This window comes from Streptococcus sp. HMSC067H01 (assembly GCF_001814775.1).
Taxonomy (GTDB): domain Bacteria; phylum Bacillota; class Bacilli; order Lactobacillales; family Streptococcaceae; genus Streptococcus.
Genome location: NZ_KV817813.1, coordinates 14,866 through 32,905, shown reverse-complemented (window position 1 = coordinate 32,905; position 18,040 = coordinate 14,866). Strand labels below are relative to the sequence as shown.

At 41.2% G+C, this 18,040-nt stretch carries 17 protein-coding genes and 2 pseudogenes; 3 read left to right on the top strand and 16 right to left on the bottom strand.

What is annotated here, in order from left to right:
• Positions 1-35: 35 nt before the first annotated feature.
• From HMPREF2987_RS09650 to glpK, 12 genes and pseudogenes are all read right to left on the bottom strand, one after another.
• Complete coding sequence (locus HMPREF2987_RS09650) at positions 36-542, bottom strand: prolyl-tRNA synthetase associated domain-containing protein (protein ID WP_075230355.1); 507 nt, start codon at positions 540-542, stop codon at positions 36-38.
• Positions 543-640: 98 nt separating this feature from the next.
• Positions 641-934, bottom strand: a complete 294-nt coding sequence (locus tag HMPREF2987_RS09645) for a hypothetical protein (protein ID WP_075230354.1) — start codon at positions 932-934, stop codon at positions 641-643.
• Positions 935-964: 30 nt separating this feature from the next.
• Complete coding sequence (locus HMPREF2987_RS09640; RefSeq protein ID WP_075230353.1) at positions 965-1,468, bottom strand: DUF6630 family protein; 504 nt, start codon at positions 1,466-1,468, stop codon at positions 965-967.
• Between the two features lie 417 nt (positions 1,469-1,885).
• Positions 1,886-2,142, bottom strand: a pseudogene (locus HMPREF2987_RS09635) (metal-sensitive transcriptional regulator).
• Between the two features lie 80 nt (positions 2,143-2,222).
• Positions 2,223-3,077, bottom strand: coding sequence for a VOC family protein (locus HMPREF2987_RS09630; RefSeq protein WP_075230352.1), 855 nt, complete (start codon positions 3,075-3,077; stop codon positions 2,223-2,225).
• Between the two features lie 130 nt (positions 3,078-3,207).
• Positions 3,208-4,710 carry a zinc ABC transporter substrate-binding protein AdcA gene (locus HMPREF2987_RS09625; protein WP_075230351.1) on the bottom strand — a complete coding sequence of 501 codons (1,503 nt, stop codon included), beginning with the start codon at positions 4,708-4,710 and terminating at the stop codon, positions 3,208-3,210.
• Positions 4,711-4,719: 9 nt separating this feature from the next.
• Positions 4,720-5,526 carry a metal ABC transporter permease gene (locus HMPREF2987_RS09620; RefSeq protein ID WP_075230350.1) on the bottom strand — a complete coding sequence of 269 codons (807 nt, stop codon included), beginning with the start codon at positions 5,524-5,526 and terminating at the stop codon, positions 4,720-4,722.
• Complete coding sequence (locus tag HMPREF2987_RS09615; protein ID WP_075230349.1) at positions 5,519-6,223, bottom strand: metal ABC transporter ATP-binding protein; 705 nt, start codon at positions 6,221-6,223, stop codon at positions 5,519-5,521. Before HMPREF2987_RS09615 ends, HMPREF2987_RS09620 begins: the two co-directional genes overlap by 8 nt.
• On the bottom strand, positions 6,223-6,663 hold the full coding sequence (gene adcR / locus HMPREF2987_RS09610) for a zinc-dependent transcriptional regulator AdcR (RefSeq protein ID WP_075230348.1): 441 nt from the start codon (positions 6,661-6,663) through the stop codon (positions 6,223-6,225). Before adcR ends, HMPREF2987_RS09615 begins: the two co-directional genes overlap by 1 nt.
• Before the next feature lie 244 nt (positions 6,664-6,907).
• Positions 6,908-8,941, bottom strand: coding sequence for a cell surface ecto-5'-nucleotidase Nt5e (gene nt5e, locus HMPREF2987_RS09605; RefSeq protein ID WP_075230347.1), 2,034 nt, complete (start codon positions 8,939-8,941; stop codon positions 6,908-6,910).
• Positions 8,942-9,195: 254 nt separating this feature from the next.
• A pseudogene (locus HMPREF2987_RS11355) lies at positions 9,196-9,635 on the bottom strand (FAD-dependent oxidoreductase).
• A gap of 271 nt (positions 9,636-9,906) precedes the next feature.
• Positions 9,907-11,415 (bottom strand): glycerol kinase GlpK, encoded by a 1,509-nt coding sequence (gene glpK / locus HMPREF2987_RS09590; RefSeq protein ID WP_075230345.1) that lies wholly within the window; start codon positions 11,413-11,415, stop codon positions 9,907-9,909.
• Between the two features lie 483 nt (positions 11,416-11,898).
• Between glpK and hslO the strand changes: the two genes are divergently transcribed.
• Together hslO and dusB are read left to right on the top strand one after the other, a co-directional pair.
• Positions 11,899-12,771 carry an Hsp33 family molecular chaperone HslO gene (hslO, locus tag HMPREF2987_RS09585; RefSeq protein ID WP_075230344.1) on the top strand — a complete coding sequence of 291 codons (873 nt, stop codon included), beginning with the start codon at positions 11,899-11,901 and terminating at the stop codon, positions 12,769-12,771.
• Positions 12,758-13,738: a tRNA dihydrouridine synthase DusB gene (dusB, locus tag HMPREF2987_RS09580; RefSeq protein ID WP_004244308.1), complete on the top strand. Its 981-nt coding sequence runs from the start codon at positions 12,758-12,760 to the stop codon at positions 13,736-13,738. Before hslO ends, dusB begins: the two co-directional genes overlap by 14 nt.
• A gap of 75 nt (positions 13,739-13,813) precedes the next feature.
• Here dusB and HMPREF2987_RS09575 read toward each other — a convergent pair whose 3' ends face one another.
• Positions 13,814-14,512, bottom strand: coding sequence for a hypothetical protein (locus tag HMPREF2987_RS09575; RefSeq protein ID WP_075230343.1), 699 nt, complete (start codon positions 14,510-14,512; stop codon positions 13,814-13,816).
• A 281-nt stretch (positions 14,513-14,793) separates the two neighbouring features.
• On the opposite strand from HMPREF2987_RS09575, the gene HMPREF2987_RS09570 reads away from it, so the two are divergent.
• Positions 14,794-15,024, top strand: coding sequence for a hypothetical protein (locus HMPREF2987_RS09570; protein WP_075230342.1), 231 nt, complete (start codon positions 14,794-14,796; stop codon positions 15,022-15,024).
• A gap of 222 nt (positions 15,025-15,246) precedes the next feature.
• Here the strand turns inward: HMPREF2987_RS09570 and HMPREF2987_RS09565 are convergent, their stop codons facing one another.
• The 3 genes from HMPREF2987_RS09565 to HMPREF2987_RS09555 are packed head-to-tail and all read right to left on the bottom strand — an operon-like array spanning position 15,247 to position 17,866.
• A complete protein-coding gene (locus HMPREF2987_RS09565) occupies positions 15,247-16,020 on the bottom strand; it encodes an NUDIX domain-containing protein (RefSeq protein WP_075230341.1) in 774 nt (257 codons plus the stop codon).
• 1 nt (position 16,021) lies between these two features.
• Positions 16,022-16,798, bottom strand: a complete 777-nt coding sequence (pnuC, locus tag HMPREF2987_RS09560) for a nicotinamide riboside transporter PnuC (protein WP_075230340.1) — start codon at positions 16,796-16,798, stop codon at positions 16,022-16,024.
• 9 nt (positions 16,799-16,807) lie between these two features.
• Positions 16,808-17,866 carry an AAA family ATPase gene (locus HMPREF2987_RS09555; RefSeq protein WP_075230339.1) on the bottom strand — a complete coding sequence of 353 codons (1,059 nt, stop codon included), beginning with the start codon at positions 17,864-17,866 and terminating at the stop codon, positions 16,808-16,810.
• Positions 17,867-18,040: the final 174 nt, after the last annotated feature.

The following is an 18,040-nucleotide window of genomic DNA, read 5'->3' as shown; positions in this document are numbered from 1 at the left end:
ATTTTTTTCTGTCTAACTTTTGGGGTGCAGTTCAGTCAACACTTGATAGTAGGCGTTTTTCTGACTCTGAAGACTTGATAGCCAATGGCTTCTAAGAATTTCAGTAAATCTGTCCTATCTAAAAAGAGGGTTTTCTCGTTAGTATTAGGGTGAAAACTCATTCGTCTTTCCGACATAATTTCTTTGTCGAAATAAACTTGAATATCTTTGTCAGCATTGTTAAGCAAACCAAAGGGAGAAACAACTCCTGCTGGAAGCATCATTTTTTCAAAGAGACTCTCAGAAGAAGCCATACGAATCCTATTGGCCCCGATCAAATCCTTCAATAACTCCATATCCAGACGTTTTTTATCATCCATAATAACAAGATAAAAAGCTGTTTTCTTTTTGTTAGTTAGAAACATGGTTTTGGTGCGAACACCCTCGATTCCTTCGATAAAACTATCTGCTTGCTCAGTCGTTAGGGCAGGCTCATGCTCCACAACTTCAAAGGGAATAGCTAACTCTTCTAGCTTTGCCACTACTTTACTGTACAATTCCATCTTGCTACCTCCTAAGTGTATGTTTGTAGCTACAACTGGATTTTAAGGATTATCGGTTTCATTTACACTTTTAAGAAAAGGACTTTTTAAGACTTAAGCTATGATTCCACAGCTGATGACAAATATGCCTTCCATCTACCTTTAGCCTCTGTCCGTTCTATCACAAAGCCTCTAGGCAAATCCGCAACTTGACCGATGGACTCATCTATTTGAAATGCTTCAGCTTGGGAAATAAGACGGACGTCCTCTAGGATATGATCTTCTGAACACAAAAATTGCCACATCCCATCCTCTTTATCATGGGAGATAAAGGTAATCGGATTTTTCCCATCCAAAACATGTTGGCAAACGATACAGGCTGTTTCGGGTGCATCTTTAAAAGCAAAAGTCATCCTGGGCTCGCTCCTTTAATCTACTAGCAATTACATATTTTTAGCATAGTCAAAGCGCTGATTTACTTTTTGACTAAGGGTGATAAGGCTTGACAAATCTCTTACTTGACACGGAAAGAGGACATAGCTATCGCTATCAATGTCCATAGCTGCTAGACAGAAGCCTCGCGACTCCCACTCTTGATCTAGAGTTTGGGCCCACAACGGAATATCCCCATCCTCTTTGAACCACTCCTCCTGCAAAGGGAGCTTGTATTTCACAACCAAGGATTCTAGCTCATAGAGAAAATCTTCCTTCTCCGTATTCCAGTCTAACTCCACAAAACTACCACTCTCTAGCAACTCATCCGCCAGGCCAATCCATTGGAGCCTAGCCTCGTCATCCTCTGCATCAATACAACGTTCATCATATCGATCAGCATGCTCTTGGAAATAAGTTTGCGGTGTCTCAAAACAGACTTTCAAACTTTCTAAAATTTCCTGATTACTGGTTAATAGTGGAGCGATTTCTAAGTAGATTTCACTTGTTCTCATATCTGTTCTAACCTCCAATTTTTAAAATCAGGCAGTATGCTCTGCTCTAAGATGGCTTGTGAATCACGAAAAACAATACTTCCACATCCAAGCCTGTTTTTCCATAAATGATCGTATGGATTTGTAACACTAATTTCACAAGAAAGTCTATCTGCCCCTTGACCCTGATAGATTTGCACAAAATCCGGTCCCAATGGTCCAGCTTAAAACTTGATTAGCTCATCTGAGATAAGAATCGTATCATTTGCTATTTGCCAAGTTCCTTTCAAATGAGTCTATCGAATCTCCTCAAGCAACTTCATCTAAGTTGCTTGAAACAATGATGCTATCATGTTCTTCTACTAGCTTTTTGACATTTTACAAGGAGTCGCTTTTTTACCTTAGTACTCACTACTATTATATCATAGAAGGAGCAATTTACTTACGTTTAATCAAGTATTTAACCGCCTTTCCAATCTTTCCTTCTGCGCTTGGGGATCCTCTAGAGGGTCATTGATACAAGCCGTTAAATTTTCCGTAATGATTAACTCAATCACACGATCAACACTGGATCGAACTGCTGTTAATTGAGTAAGGATATCGACACAATCACGCTCCTCCTCTATCATTTTTTGGATCCCCCGCAATTGACCTTCAGAACGTTTAAGGCGAGTAATATACTTTGATTTTGTCATATCTTTTTCCTTGAACAATTTTTCTTCATTATATCTCTAATGAAAACCTTTGTCAAAAGGATCTCTTCCCTTAAAGCCTTTTAGCCCTCCACCCTCACTCGAGTAAGAATTCCATCTTTATCTGTAATGGAGAATTCAGAAGACGAAAACCACTGAGTTACCGCTTCGCTACTTTGAGATTGAGCGAATAGCCTCAACATTTCTTCTTTATTCTCAACTTCAACCACATAGTAGGCTAGGCCTGTCAATCCATTCTCACGTCGAGCTAAACTTTTTCCTCCCCATTCATTGATAGCCAAATGATGATGATAATCCCCTGATGCTATCCAACTGGCATGTGGAATCGTGAATTTATCCTCAAGACCTAGAGACTCTTGATAAAAAGAACTCGACTCTCGACTATTTTTAACAGATAGGTGAACATGGCCCATGCGAGTGCCTTCTGCGATCACAAAAGGCTCTATGTCTCGTCCTAGTTCATAGATAGCTTGGGCAGATAGCTCTTCTGTCACACCAATAATTCGACCGTCCTCACGAATGTCCCACTCATTCACAGGCTTGTCTCTATAGAGCTCAATGCCATTGCCCTCTAAATCTTCTAAATAGATGGCTTCACTATAGCCATGATCAGCTCCACCAACTAATGGAATCTTTAAGTCTAACAAGTATTTAAAAAGATTTGCCAAATCTTCACGAGTCGGCAAAAGAAGTGCCATATGATAAAGACCGTAACTTTGCTTAGGATTGCTTATGTCATCTGTCTTAATTAGCCGAACTAGTGGTTTCCCACCGGCACCTAAAAGAACTTGATTTTCCGATTGATTCAAAATCTCTAACCCAAGCAACTGATGATAAAATGCTGTCTGACTTTCTAAGTCCTTGACATTTAAAGCTACTTCAGCCAAATAAATCTGACTATTATATTCGTAAACCATAGAAACCCCCTCTTTGTTGTAACTTTCTCTATTACAACTATTATACAAGCTTATCTGTCAATGTCAATCCAGATGCTTAGGGATGAAAAAATAAGAAAAATCCTCCCCATGTAGGAAGGATTGTTTGGATTTAATGAGCCAACATTTCTTGAGCAATCTCTTGACCTGATAAGCCATCTGGATAGTAGGTTGGCCAGTTGTCCATCTCTTCAAAGAGGGCTTCTTGGCTAGTGCCTCCAAAGAAGATATGGAAATGCTCTGCCTTGACCGGAGCGATATTGTGGTCGCTAAACTGAACATACTTGAATTGTCCAGCGTCTGCATCAGTCGCTTCAAAGAGGAAGCGTACTCCACGATTCCCTTTCTTATAAGTCAAGATTTTCTTGCCGACATACTTGTAAGTATATTTCTTACTTTGGCCACCTTGGATGAATTCCATAGTGTTATCCGTGATGTTAATCTTGGTTACATCTGTTTGGTAACCTTTTTGATAGTAGGCTTTGTATTCATCCTTAGTCATCTTACCAGTCAATTTAGCCTTGTAGTCAAAGACTTGGTCTAGAGTACCATTTTCAAGGAAAGGATAGACTGACTGCCAGTTACCAGCATAGTCACTCAAGGTACGATCCTTGACATTGGCATCTTCAAAGTAACCATTTTGAACGGTTTTAGTTTCCTCTGCTTTTTCTGGTTCAATTTCTGCCCCTGCCTGGTCAGTTGTTTGCTTGAGAGCTTTGAGATTTTTCTCCATGACAGAGATATAGTTTTCTCCAGCCTTCATGTCCGCTTCGGTCAAGCTTTCAAGAGGATTCAGAACATCTAGCTTCACTCCTGTTTCTTTTGAGAGAGTATTGGCTAGGGCTTGAGAGGCATTTTCTTCAAAGTAGATATAAGAAATCTTATTCTTCTTGATATATTCGGTTAATTCTGCCAAACGACTTGCTGAAGGCTCCGCATCTGGTGAAAGACCTGAGATAGAGACTTGATTGAGTCCGTAATCCAAGGCTAGATAACGGAAGGCAGCGTGTTGAGTCACAAAACTCTTTTGTTTAGCATCAGAAAGTCCTTCAGTATAGGCCTTGTCCAAGGCTTGTAGTTTTTCGATATAGGCTACTGCATTTTGTTCAAAAGTCGCCTTCTTATCTGGATAGTCAGCTGAAAGACTATCACGGATATGTTCTACAAGTTTGATTGCACGCGCAGGAGACAACCAGACGTGAGGATCATACTCGTGATGATGACCTTCTTCACCATGGTCATGGTCTTCCTCTTCTTCACTTCCCGGAAGAAGCAACATATCTCCAGTAGCTTTAATCGTTTTTACTTTTTTCGCATCTAGGGATTCTAATAACTTAGGAACCCAAGTTTCCATATTTTCATTCTCATAAACAAAGGCATCAGCGTCTTGGATTTTGGCAACTGCCTTAGCGGATGGTTCATAGTCGTGGGGTTCTGTACCAGCACCGATTAGGAGTTCTACATTTGCGGTATCTCCCGCGACTTGCTTGGTAAATTCGTAGACAGGATAGAAAGTTGTAACGATATTTAATTTCCCGTCTGCTTGTTTTTGATTAGAACAAGCAACTAAGAAGACTGTCACAAGACTTGCCAAAAGTAGGCCTAGTTTTTTCATGTACTTCTCCTATTTGATAAAACGTTTGAGTAAGCTGACTAACAAGAAGACAACTACAAAGATAATGGTAATACTTGCACTTGGTGGTGTCTCTGCATAGTAGGAAATATAGAGCCCCGCAACCATGCCTAGAAAACCAATAACACTGGCAAGAATCATCACAGAACTAAAGTTTTTACCTAGACGCAAAGCAATACTTGCTGGTAAGACCATGATAGTCGATACCAAAAGTGCTCCCGCAGCTGGTATCATGAGGGCAATAGCCACACCAGTTACCATGTTAAAGAGAATAGACATGGTACGCACTGGAAGACCATCGACAAAAGCTGTATCCTCGTCAAAAGTTAGAATATACATAGGCCTTAAAAAGAGGAAAGTCAGGATTAAAACAACCGCTGCAATAACAAAGAGGCTAATGACCTGCTCTTGACTAATAGTCACGATAGATCCAAAAAGATACTGATCCAGACTCATCGAACTAGAACTCTTCCCCTTACTCATAACAATAAGTGAAACTGCAAGTCCTGTAGACATGAGAATGGCTGTCCCAATCTCCATAAAGCTCTTATAAACCGTACGCAAGTATTCAAGAAAGATCGCCGCAATCAAGACAATAGCAATAGTTGAGATGGTCGGAGAAATCCCCAAAACCAAGCCAAAGGCAACACCCGAAAGCGAGACGTGACTGAGAGTGTCGCTCATGAGACTTTGACGGCGCAAGATTAGAAAAGTTCCAAGAACTGGTGAAAAGAGACTCATGGCAATAACTGCCAAAAAGGCTCGCTGCATAAAATCATAAGACAGTAGATTAAGCATGGTCCACCTCCTGATCACTTTCATGGACGTTGAAGCAACGCCATGGCGAATCTTGGTCACGAACAAGGTGGATATTACGATCTGCGTAATCCTTGACTTCTTCAGGATCGTGAGTAATCATCAAAACAGCCTTGCCATGATGGTGGGCACTATGGTGCATGAGCTCATAAAATTCATTTTTGGTACCAGCATCCATCCCTGTCGTTGGCTCATCCAAGATAAAGATATCTGGATCTGAAGCAAACATACGTGCAATGACCGCTCTTTGCTTTTGCCCACCAGAGAGAGAACCAATCCGTTTATCCCGATGTTCCCACATGCCTACCGAGTTCAGACTAGCCTTGATGTGTTCTTCATCATGGGCATTCAAACGACGGAACCAGCCCTTTCTTGGGTAGCGACCTGATTTGACAAATTCATAAACAGTACTTGGAAAGCCTGCATTGAAACTGGCGATCTGCTGAGGAAGATAGGCAATTCTTAATTTTTTCCCATGAATATTTGTCTTTGAGATGCTTACTTTCCCAATTCTCGGTTGTAAAATACCAAGACTAGCCTTGATAAGAGTCGTCTTTGCCGCTCCATTTTCTCCTGTCAGTGTGACAAATTCCCCACTATCAACACTGTAATTGATATGCTCAAGCACCGGTTCCTTGTCATAATAGAAGGACAAATCCTCTACTGTGATGTATCTCATTACTTGATTTCTCCTACTAAAGCAGTTAAAAACCGCTGGATAATTTTTTGTTCGTTTGGTGTGAACTGAGTGACAACCTGCTCATAAGTCGAGAGGGTATGCTCATGATGATGGTGGTGTTCCTCAGCAATTGGTCGTGCCAAGTCTGTCAATCGATAGAAGATAACGCGAGCATCCTTGGGATCCTTAGATGTCTCTAACATCCCCTCTTTAATCAGGGATTTAATGGCCTTGGTGACAGCTGCTTGACTGACATTGAGACGACGCGCCAACTCAGAGTTGGTGAGCGACTCCTCTGATAAAAGCATGAGAATATGCTCCTGGGTATTGGTCAAGGCCACATCACTGGTGCAATGACCGATGAGAATTTCATGTTGGTTTTCCGCCTTGAGAATAATCTCATTTAAAAAACGATCGATATCTTTTGCCAACTGTCTCATGATTTGCTCCTTTCTCAGAACGGAATTTCTATAAATACAAGGTTTTCATTCTCTTCAAAAATCAAATTCAAACCACGTCAGCTTCGTCTTGGCGTACTCAAGTACAGCCTGCGTCTCGCTTCCTAGTTTGCTCTTTGATTTTTATTGAGTATCACACCATTCCTTTACTAGTTAAGTATATCACATCCAAGCAAGGAGTCAAGAAAAAAGATGAAAACACCTGAGATGTTTTCATCCTTTAGAATTATTTTTCTTGTTTACGGCTAGTCCAGAGGGCTGTCGCTCCAAGAATCATACCAAGTAGCATCATGAAAATAGATTGCTCACTACCTGTATTTGGAAGTAGTTTCTCTGAGACTACTGTTTTCTTAGCAAACTTATCTGCAACCTTATAATCAACTTTTACAGTAGAAGGTTGAGTCGGTTTTGTTGCTTGGTCTTCTTCTGGTTTAGCTGGGTCTTGCACTTTACCTTCTTCAGGAAGTTTAAATGTTTTTGAGTCCACAGAAATCGTGCGTGAATTTGGATTTACCTTTTCATACTGAGTCAAATCAGCTGTTTTTAGATAGTCTTCAAAAGCAGCATCCATTGAAGGACCTTCTTCTCTAGCACCACCAAGCATGGTATAACCGTCACCACCTGCTGCAAGGAAGTCATTGGTTGCTAAGTAGTAGACTTTAGCCAAATCTAGTTTTTCATAAAGACCAGTCGCACGATTCTTCACTTGAATAGCCAAGACACGTTTGCCTGCAGTTAAATTTGTATCGTAGTAGACCTTGGCTCCTGAAATCTGTAAGAATCCACCACTTGGTTCTAGCAATGGTTGACCATTTTCATCCAAGACAGTTTTTCCTGCCTTATCAACCTGCAAGATAGAGCCGAGTGATTTTTCAAACATATCCAGAACTTGCTGACCAGTTACTTGAATTTGTGAGATTGTGTTTCCAAACGGCAAGACTGCAATGACATTTCCTTTTGTGATTGGTTTACCTTTGGCAATAGTTTCACGCAAGCCTCCACCATTTGTCACAGCAATATCTGTTGGATGACTAAATCCTGTTTGACCATACTGGTAGAGAGAATCTGCGACGACATTTCCAAGGTTAGTTTCGCGGACACGAACATTTTCACGGTCACCGTTCAATTCAACTGGGCTATTTGAAACAACTTCTACAGCATTTTCAGCATCATATTTTTCTTTGATTTCTTTGACCATGGCTGCAATCTTTGGATTGGCTTCTAATTTCTTAGCATCTGCAGCAGGTACCTGGCTTGGATTTCCTAATAATTGACGAGATTTGTAAGTGATTTTACCAACGTTATGGAGATAGCTTCCTGTCTGGTTGTATGTCACATTGTCCCCATAGGTAGTAGATTCTACTGTATGAGAGTGACCATCAATCACTGTAACACGCTTACCTTTCAAAAGAGGATTTTTTGAGAGTGCTTCTGCAAGTGTTGAACCACGCCATTCTACAGGTGTTGTTGTATCAACTCCCAAGTGAGCGAGAACAACATAGTGTTTGTAGTCTTTTCCTTCTGCCAAGGCTTTAGCTTGAATTTCTTCGATAACCTTGTTAACCTCTGCAATCGGTTCTGTAAAGGTTACGCCTTTAACATTTTTAGGGTGGGTCTTAGTAGCTGTTTCAGGTGTTGTCACACCGATGACGACAAACTCATCACCTTCAACATTCTTGTTCTTATCAACAATTGTTGCTGCTTCAAATAGACGAGCTCCGTTTACATAAGTATTTGAGCTGAGCAGTGGGAAGTTCAAGATTTCTTTGTATTTTTTAGCTTCGTCAAGTCCAAAGTCAAACTCATGATTTCCTACAGCCATAGCATCGTAGCCCATCTCATTTAGGATTTTGGCACGAGCTTCACCCTTTGTAGAGTTTGAAATAGGCAGACCTTGGAAGGCATCACCTGCATCCACTACTAGAGTCGTTTGGTTGCCCTTTTCTCGCTCCTTCTCAATAACTGTCGCGAGTTTGGCATCTCCGATTACTCCTTTTTCTTCTACGATACGACCATGCACGTCATTGGTATGCAAGATAACAGTATCTGCTTCTTCTTTTTGAGTTGCAGCCTCTTCAGCTGGTGTTGCTGGACTTGTAACAACCTTAGAAGTCGCTGCTACTACTGGTGCTTCTGCAGTGCTCACAACTTCTGTAGCTTCTGAAGTACTAGTGCTTTCTTCAGCATAGACTTGTCCAGCTAAAAAGGCTGGAGCTAATAGGGCTGTCGATAGGACAGGCAACAAGAAACGTTTATTCATTTTGGAATCCCTTTCTCTTCTTTCTTCTACCATTATACGCTATTTATCATCATTTTAAAACTTTTAGCCTTTTTTAGGATTAAATATTCGCCCTTTTAAATAACAAAATGACTATCTAGCTTAATGGCTAAATCTTCCTAACAAGGTCACATGTTCAAGTATTATCCCGCAGATTTTTGATCAAAAAATATAAATTTGATAAAAAGAGCCTGAGATTGTCGTCCCAAGCTCTGTCAACATCATTGTTTTCTAAATTAGAAAAGTGAGAATACGAGTACAGCCAAGGCAGCACCGAGGATAGGTCCTCCAACTGGAATCCAAGCATAAGACCAGTCCCCATCTCCCTTGTTTGGAATTGGAAGAAGGCTGTGTATGATGCGAGGACCAAGGTCACGAGCAGGGTTCAAGACATAACCAGTTGTCCCACCCAGTGACAGACCGATACCGACAATCAACGTTCCCACTGCACATTCCGACACTGCATCTGAGACTACTTCTACGTCAAATTGTTTGAGGTAACTAAGAACTCCGTGAACCAATTTTGTTGAACAGCTTGATGTTCCTTCTGGGAAACCCTGCATTTCAATTAAACTAGTCTCAAGCCCACTAGCTGCCGCCTACAAGGCTACACCAGCCCCTGTAATTCCTCCACCGATAATCAAGAGGTCCAGGGTACGTTCCTGCATTTTTTAATTGATCATTCACGTGTTTTCTTTGAAAATTCCATATTTACACACTTTTTAACTGAGTCGCTTTATTCTTCCAGTATTATACTCTTCGAAAATCTCTTCAAACCACGTCAGCGTCGCCTTACCGTAGGTATTGTTACTGACTTCGTCAGTTCTATCCACAACCTCAAAACAGTGTTTTGAGCTGACTTCGTCAGTTTCATCTACAACCTCAAAGCAGTGCTTTGAACAACCTGCGGCTAGCTTCCTAGTTTGCTCTTTGATTTTCATTGAGTATTAGTCGTCAATTTCCGCAAAGGCTTGAGTTGCTTTTACAGCCTTCTTCCATCCCTTGTAGAGTTGTTCCTTGCGAGATTCGTTCATAGATGGCTCAAAGAGTTCTCCTGTCTCGTTCAAGAGTTTCAACTCATCCAAATCCTTCCAGTAGCCCACTGATAATCCTGCCAGGAAGGCTGCTCCTAAAGCTGTTGTTTCCAAGTTTTTAGCGCGTGCGATGTCGATTCCCAAGATATCAGCCTGGAACTGCATGAGGAAATTGTTCATAGCTGCACCACCATCCACCTTCAAGACTTGAATAGCTGTCTGAGCATCCACTTGCATGGTATCGATGATGTCACGCACTTGATAGGCGATAGATTGAAGAGTTGCCTTGATAAAGTCTTCTTTGCTTGTTCCACGAGTCAAACCAAAGACAGAACCTCGAGCGTTTTGGTTCCAGTATGGAGCACCTAGACCTGTAAAGGCTGGAACGACATAAACTTCATCATCGTTGTGAGAATCACGAGCATATTTTTCAGACTCTGGTGAATTTTCAACCATGCGAAGGCCGTCACGAAGCCATTGAATGGCACTTCCTGCGATGAAGATAGAACCTTCCAAGGCATAGTAAACCTTGCCGTTGATTCCGTAACCAATCGTTGTCAAGAGATTATTTTCAGACAACTGCATCTCTTCACCAGTATTCATGATGATGAAAGATCCTGTTCCATAAGTATTCTTGACCATACCTGGTTCAAAGGCCAACTGTCCAAAGAGAGCTGCTTGTTGGTCTCCAGCCATACCCGAGATTGGCACTTGTCCACCATAGAAATGGAAAGGAGTTGTCTGACCATAGAGTTCAGAATTTGAACGAACTTCTGGGAGCATAGCTTTAGGAATGTTGAGGATTTCCAAAATCTCATCATCCCATTTGAGTTCTTTAATGTTATAAAGCATGGTACGGGCTGCATTGGAGTAGTCAGTCACGTGAGCTGCACCGTCAGTCAATTTCCAAACCAGCCAAGTATCGATAGTCCCAAAGAGCAATTCACCCTTTTCTGCTCTCTCTTGAGCGCCTTCTACATGGTCCAAAATCCAGCGAACCTTAGTAGCTGAGAAATAAGCATCGATGATTAAACCAGTCTTTTCATGGAATTTCTCTACATAACCTTGTTTTTTTAGCTGTTCAGCCAAAGGCGCTGTCTGACGAGACTGCCAAACGATAGCGTTGTAGATAGGAAGACCTGTTTTCTTATCCCAAACAACTGTCGTTTCACGCTGGTTGGTAATCCCGATAGCTTGGATTTGATTTGGCTTGATACCACTTTCTATAAAAGCCCCAGCGATTACAGATTGGACAGAGTTCCAAATTTCATTTGCATTGTGCTCAACCCAACCTGCTTGTGGGAAGATTTGTGTGAATTCTTTTTGACTAGAGCTAACCTTTTCCCCTTTTTTGTTGAAAATAATGGCACGAGAACTGGTAGTTCCTTGGTCAATAGCCATGATGTATTTTTCTTGTGACATGTTCTGTCCTCCTGATAAAGATCTTGAGGTTATTTCCTCTTTATACTAACTAGTATACAATATAAAACGCTTTCTTGTTTATCAATTTTTTAAAATTTTTGATAAGATTGTGAGAATTTCACAAAAAAGACCTGGTTTCCCAAGCCTTTTAAGCAAATTGTATCTGACGAATCACTGCCAAATCTTCCCTATCCAAGTCGTTTTTTAAATAATAGACTGGTGTTTGTTCCTTCTAAAGTCGTTTGTGACTCCTACAATAAAAAGAAAGGACTAAAAATTGACCAGACTCAGCTTTTTCCATCAAGTCTCCTAAATACTTTTGTTATCCCTTTCCTTTTCTTCTTCAAGCATAGCATAAAATACAAAAATGCTGAAATAATCTGTTTCTCTTTTTATTTTCATGCTGATTTCCTGGTCCATTATCCTGAAAATCAGTAAACACACGGCTCCCCCTTTGGGCATTTTTATGCTAAAATAGTAGCTATGGATAAAATTATTAAAACTATATCAGAAAGCGGGGCCTTTCGTGCTTTTGTCCTTGACAGCACTGAAACCGTCCGCACTGCTCAAGAAAAACATCAAACCCAAGCTAGCTCAACGGTAGCACTTGGTCGAACTCTTATCGCTAGCCAGATTCTCGCAGCCAATGAAAAAGGAAATACTAAACTAACAGTTAAGGTGCTGGGATCTAGCTCACTAGGTGCCATTATCACAGTTGCAGATACCAAGGGTAACGTCAAAGGCTACGTTCAAAACACTGGAGTTGACATTAAAAAGACTGCAACAGGTGAAGTCCTAGTAGGTCCTTTTGTCGGCAATGGTCAATTTCTGGTTATCACCGACTACGGTACTGGAAATCCATACAACTCCATGACTCCCCTCATCTCTGGAGAAATCGGAGAAGACCTTGCCTTTTACCTGACTGAAAGCCAACAAACGCCGTCAGCTGTTGGCCTTAATGTCCTTTTGGACGAGGAAGACAAGGTCAAGGTTGCTGGCGGTTTCCTTCTCCAAGTTTTACCAGGAGCCAAGGAAGAAGAAATTACTCGCTTTGAAAAACGCATCCAAGAGATGCCAGCTATTTCTACTCTTCTCGAAAGCGACGACCATATTGAAGCTCTTCTAAAAGCTGTCTATGGTGACGATTCCTATAAACGCCTGTCTGAAGAAGAAATTCGTTTCCAATGCGACTGCAGCAAAGAGCGCTTTATGAACGCTCTTGCTAGCCTTCCAATCTCAGACCTACAGGAAATGAAAGAGGAAGACCACGGGGCAGAAATCACTTGTCAATTCTGCCAAACTACTTATAACTTTGATGAAAACGACCTGGAGGAACTCATTCGTGACAAATCTTAATACACCCTTTATGATTGGCAATGTTGAGATTCCCAATCGGACCGTTTTAGCACCCATGGCGGGAGTAACCAACTCTGCCTTCCGTACCATTGCAAAAGAGCTTGGAGCTGGACTCGTTGTCATGGAAATGGTCTCTGATAAGGGAATCCAATACAACAACGAAAAAACTCTGCACATGCTTCATATCGACGAGGGCGAAAACCCAGTCTCTATCCAACTTTTTGGTAGCGATGAAGACAGCCTAGCACGCGCAGCAGAATTCATCCAAGAAAATACTAAGACCGATATCGTGGATATCAACATGGGCTGCCCAGTGAATAAAATCGTGAAAAACGAAGCTGGCGCTATGTGGCTCAAGGATCCTGATAAAATCTACTCTATCATTAACAAGGTCCAATCTGTCCTTGATATCCCTCTCACTGTCAAAATGCGTACAGGCTGGTCTGACCCATCTCTAGCTGTCGAAAATGCTCTAGCTGCTGAAGCTGCTGGTGTCTCTGCCCTCGCCATGCATGGCCGTACCCGTGAACAAATGTACACTGGTCACGCAGACCTTGAGACCCTTCACAAGGTTGCACAAGCTCTGACCAAGATTCCCTTCATCGCCAACGGCGATATCCGTACGGTCCAAGAAGCCAAGCAACGCATCGAAGAAGTTGGTGCCGACGCCGTTATGATTGGTCGCGCTGCCATGGGAAATCCTTACCTCTTCAATCAAATCAATCATTACTTTGAAACTGGAGAAATCCTGCCTGATTTAACCTTCGAAGACAAGATGAAAATTGCCTACGAGCACTTGAAACGCTTGATTAACCTCAAGGGAGAAAAGATTGCGGTTCGTGAATTCCGTGGTCTAGCACCACACTACCTCCGTGGAACATCTGGCGCTGCCAAACTTCGTGGAGCCATTTCACAAGCAAGTACACTAGCCGAGATTGAAGCTCTCTTGCAATTAGATAAGGCTTAACAACCAAGATGAAAACCCGTAACTTCAATAGCTACGGGTTTCTTGTTTTTAGGGGGCAATTTAAAGTACTCCAGACTATGGCTGAATCAAAGCAACGCTAGATACAGTTCCATCTGCGCCTGTTGTAATTTGGATGATTTTTCCACCACCAATTTTGGCATTATATTTACCATCATCAAGGGTATAGGCATAGCCTTGGATAGAGTAGTTTTCTTTCTTACCATCAGCAGATTCTACTGTAAATTGACCACCTGATGAAACAGTGATTGTCTCGCCATTAGCACCCTTCCAGTTGCCAGCTGCAGCAGAGAAATCTCCATCAACCATGGTTAGAACACCCTTGTAACGTTTGTTGTGTTCTGCTTGCTTATCTTGAAGTTTGCGGTCAGTAGTTGGATCATAAGTCGACTGACTAGTCTGTGCTTGAGAACCTTGCTGATTTGACGGAGTTTGCGAAGATGCCTGTTGGTTAGAGGCTTCTTGGCTCTGTCTTGGTTCTGGCGCTGGTGTTGGTGTTGCTTGCGATTGGTTAGCAGTAGTCGTTGACTGATCAGAAGAAGCTGCCTTAGCTTTTTCTGTTGAAGCTGAACTTGAGGACTTCTGAGTCTTGTTCTCTTTACTTGAAGAACTTGCCTTAGAATTAGAAGATGCTTGTGTTGTCTTGCTAGAACTATCACTTGTCGTATTTTCTTTCTTATTACCACAAGCCCCCAATAGCAGGGTTGAAGCGAGTACAGTTGCGGCCATCAATTTGATAGAAGTTTTATTTTTCATTTTATGCTCCTTTTGTAACATTTTTGAAATGTTAAGAAATATTTTTGTAACATTATTGTAATATTTGTTTTGAAATTTGTCAACTACTTATCTAAAATTTTTTAGAATTATTTTTTAGTACATTTATTTCCTTATCCCTCCTATATCTTTTATTCGCAAAGAATTTAAAAAAAAAGGAAAATTTTCCTACGAGAATACTATATTTTGTAATTGTAATCGCTTGCATTTTTTTCTTGAAGGGCTATAATAAAATTGAGATAGGATATTGGAGGTGTAGACTTATGTTAAGCAAATATTACAAGTATCTTCCTTGGGTGATTTTAGCTACTTTCGTTTCTTATGGGGCAGCTACTCATTACGCTCAAACAACATTTGATTTGTTCTACCTAACTGCCATTTTCATGATTGTCTACGTGGCTTTATTGTATTTACACGAAACCTATTTAAAATATAAATACAAGGATTTATTCATTCGAATCATGAGCAATTCAAAGAAAGATAAACATCCTTAATTAGTAAAGCAGTCAAATAGCATCAAAAAAGAGGTCGGGAAAAAATCCCGACCTCGCTTTTTTATGACTAATGAGTCTTTGACACGATGGCTGAATTGACTTTTGACACAAACTGTATTTTCTCTATTCTCAAGCTCAACCAGTCATCGGATTTATTGAAACATCCCAAGACCAAGACTAGGAAACCGAAACTTGGTCTATCGATTTCTGTCCCCAAACCTTTTATTTCAATCGATAGGTTTTTCTTGGTTTCTTTTTAGGAACTCGTTTGAGTCCAACTTCTTCTACATAGTCACCGTATTTTACAAGAAAGTTATTACTGACGATTGGTCGTCCTGGGTTGATGAGATTAACCAGTTCAGTCCCTTCATAGACAGTGAACTCCTCCTCCAGCAGATAAAGGAAGGTCGGATTCCAGTCGAGACGGCCTTGGATTCGTTTGATGGATTCTTGGATAATGGCATAATGGTCAAAAGCGAAGGCTTGCTCCTCCAACTCTAGTCCCTCAAGGAAGCACTTGCCTGTCTGAAAATCAACATCGACAAAAACCACATCCTTGGCATCATCTCCAGCTTGAACGAGATCAAGTGCGCGGCTAGGTAGATACACCAAATGGGCGATAGTAACCGTCCAGCCCCGCGGGTCACGGCCGGGAGTCGATACGGTCATCAATTGCTCGATTTTTTCTAAAGGAAGGTCGAGGTTGACCTCCTCTCTTACTTCACGCTGACAAGCATGCCTTGCATCTTCGCTCTTATCCATAAAACCACCGACCAAAGCCAAACAGTTTTGATAAGGATGGGCCTTGCGACGAATTAGCAAGAGTTTGATTTTCCCTTCCACAAAGCAATAAGCTACCATATCCACCGTCACGCTCGGTTTTTCATACTGAGGAAGATCCTGTTTGCAGTACCAGTCTAAAAATTCCTTCTCAGTCGCATGAATCTCAAAATATTCTCTCTCTGTCATTCCAGCCGGGATTATCGTTTCAGTCATCTTATCCCTCCTTGACAGCCTTAGTCCATTGGTACCAACCGACTAGACTATTGATGGTGTAGACCCAGTACATTCCTTGGATATGGATGTTTTCACCCCACCAGAGGTAGATACTAAAGAGATTGGTTGCAATCCAGAAAATCCATTGCTCACGGTAAAGACGTGTCATCAAGAGCTGACCAACACCATTGGTCGCATCGGTAACACTGTCACGGAAAGGACGAGCACTGCTGATACTTTGGTAGGCTAATCCCATGCCAATCCAGATGATAGCAGTCAAGGCCAAGTACTTAAGCCAATCAATCAGACCGAGTTTCTTAGCTTCAAAGTGAGACTCCTCTGGTTTCCCTTGTTCATTGATCCGATTAGACAACCAAGCATAGAGACCAATAGGCTGCATGACAAAGAAATAAACTGTGGTCAAAACTTCGCCATAGAAAGTAGCATTCATAGCTAGGACCAAATAGATTGCAGAGTTAATAGCACCAAAAAGGTAGTTACTAGCTCGACCTTCAGCTACTAAGATAACGCAGACAATCCCTGTCCAAGAGGCCAAGAGACCAATCCAGTCATGACTTTCTGTGTTTTGTGTAAACTCCAGAATAAGAGGAACACTTGATAAAGCAATCAAATAGAGCCACTGGAAAAGACTACGGCCCACAAAGAGGTCTTTCCAAAGCAAACGCATAACTCCTGCAAAACCAATTTTACGAGCTTCTGCGTGAACATTTTTAAAGTTTTCAATAAATCGTGTGATTTTTTCAGTTATTTTTTTCATTTTCTTCTCCTAATCTGCTTGGTAAATGGCATCAATAGCTACTTTTGCTGCTTCATAATTTCCTAGATAGTCATCAGCTAGATAAACATGAGGGATATTGCCTAGATATTGCTCCCTCATCATATCCAAATGCTGAGAAAAACTGTGACGGATATGGTCTTCTGCCATGGTCATGTCGCGAAAACCATCATTGACATAAGAGCCAATAGGTTGCACAAAGAGGATTAAATCCCACTTTTCCTTGGCTAAGATGGAAACAAAGAGATTATCAAAGGTCTCTACGGACAAGTCCTCCTGCTCTTCGCTTTCCATGTAGTAATCGTAGTAGCCCTTGGTTACTAGTGAGTTGGTATCTGCAATGACTAGGCCTCGATTGGCATTGCTATCGATTAACTTGGAAGTTTGGTCATATTGGCCCAAAAGAAGGTAATAATAATCTTTTGGGGTAAGCTCATCATCTCGGACATTATTTTTTATCTGATACTCACGAGCATATTCCAGACTAACTGGCGCATCATAGAAGCGAGCTAAATCCTTGGCTAGAGTTGTTTTCCCATTACTCGCACTTCCCATAATCAACACTTTTTTCGTAAACTGACGGCGGAAAGGTTGAGCGATGTATTTCCAATATTTGCTTGGATTTTCTCGAATCATGGTAGCCGAAATTCCAAATTTTCTTTCCTGTAGGACAGTCTCGAAACCACGTTCTGACAATTCTTGTTGGTATTCGGACTCTCCTACAAAAAAGATGAGCTCCTGACCAGTCTGGTCATAGGAAATGGCCTGCAACATCTGATCCAACCACTCCTGCCAGCCCATTGGATAGCGTGGAATATTGCTTTCGTCAAGTTTACAAACAGAGGTCAACTCATCATCTCGAAATGCTTCACGAATATAGCGAAACCTCTTTTGTAGTGTAAGTCCAACCTGTTCACCACGATCTCCCTTATAACCTGAAACTACCACCCATACAGCATCACATTGACGTTTTGCTCTTTGGATTAAATCAATATGCCCCTGATGCAAGGGAGCAAAGGTTCCAAAAACCACCGCTATCTGTTTTTTCATGTCTTTTCAACCTTTTTATAACTTTTTATATTTTATATCATACTCTATCTTGTTCTGTTTGTCAAGGGTTTTTTATTATTTTTTATAAAAACATTTCTTAATTATAAGATTTTTTCTTGATATACAAAACTTGATCAGTAGAAATTCGTTTTTGAACTCCTTAAACTAATTGCA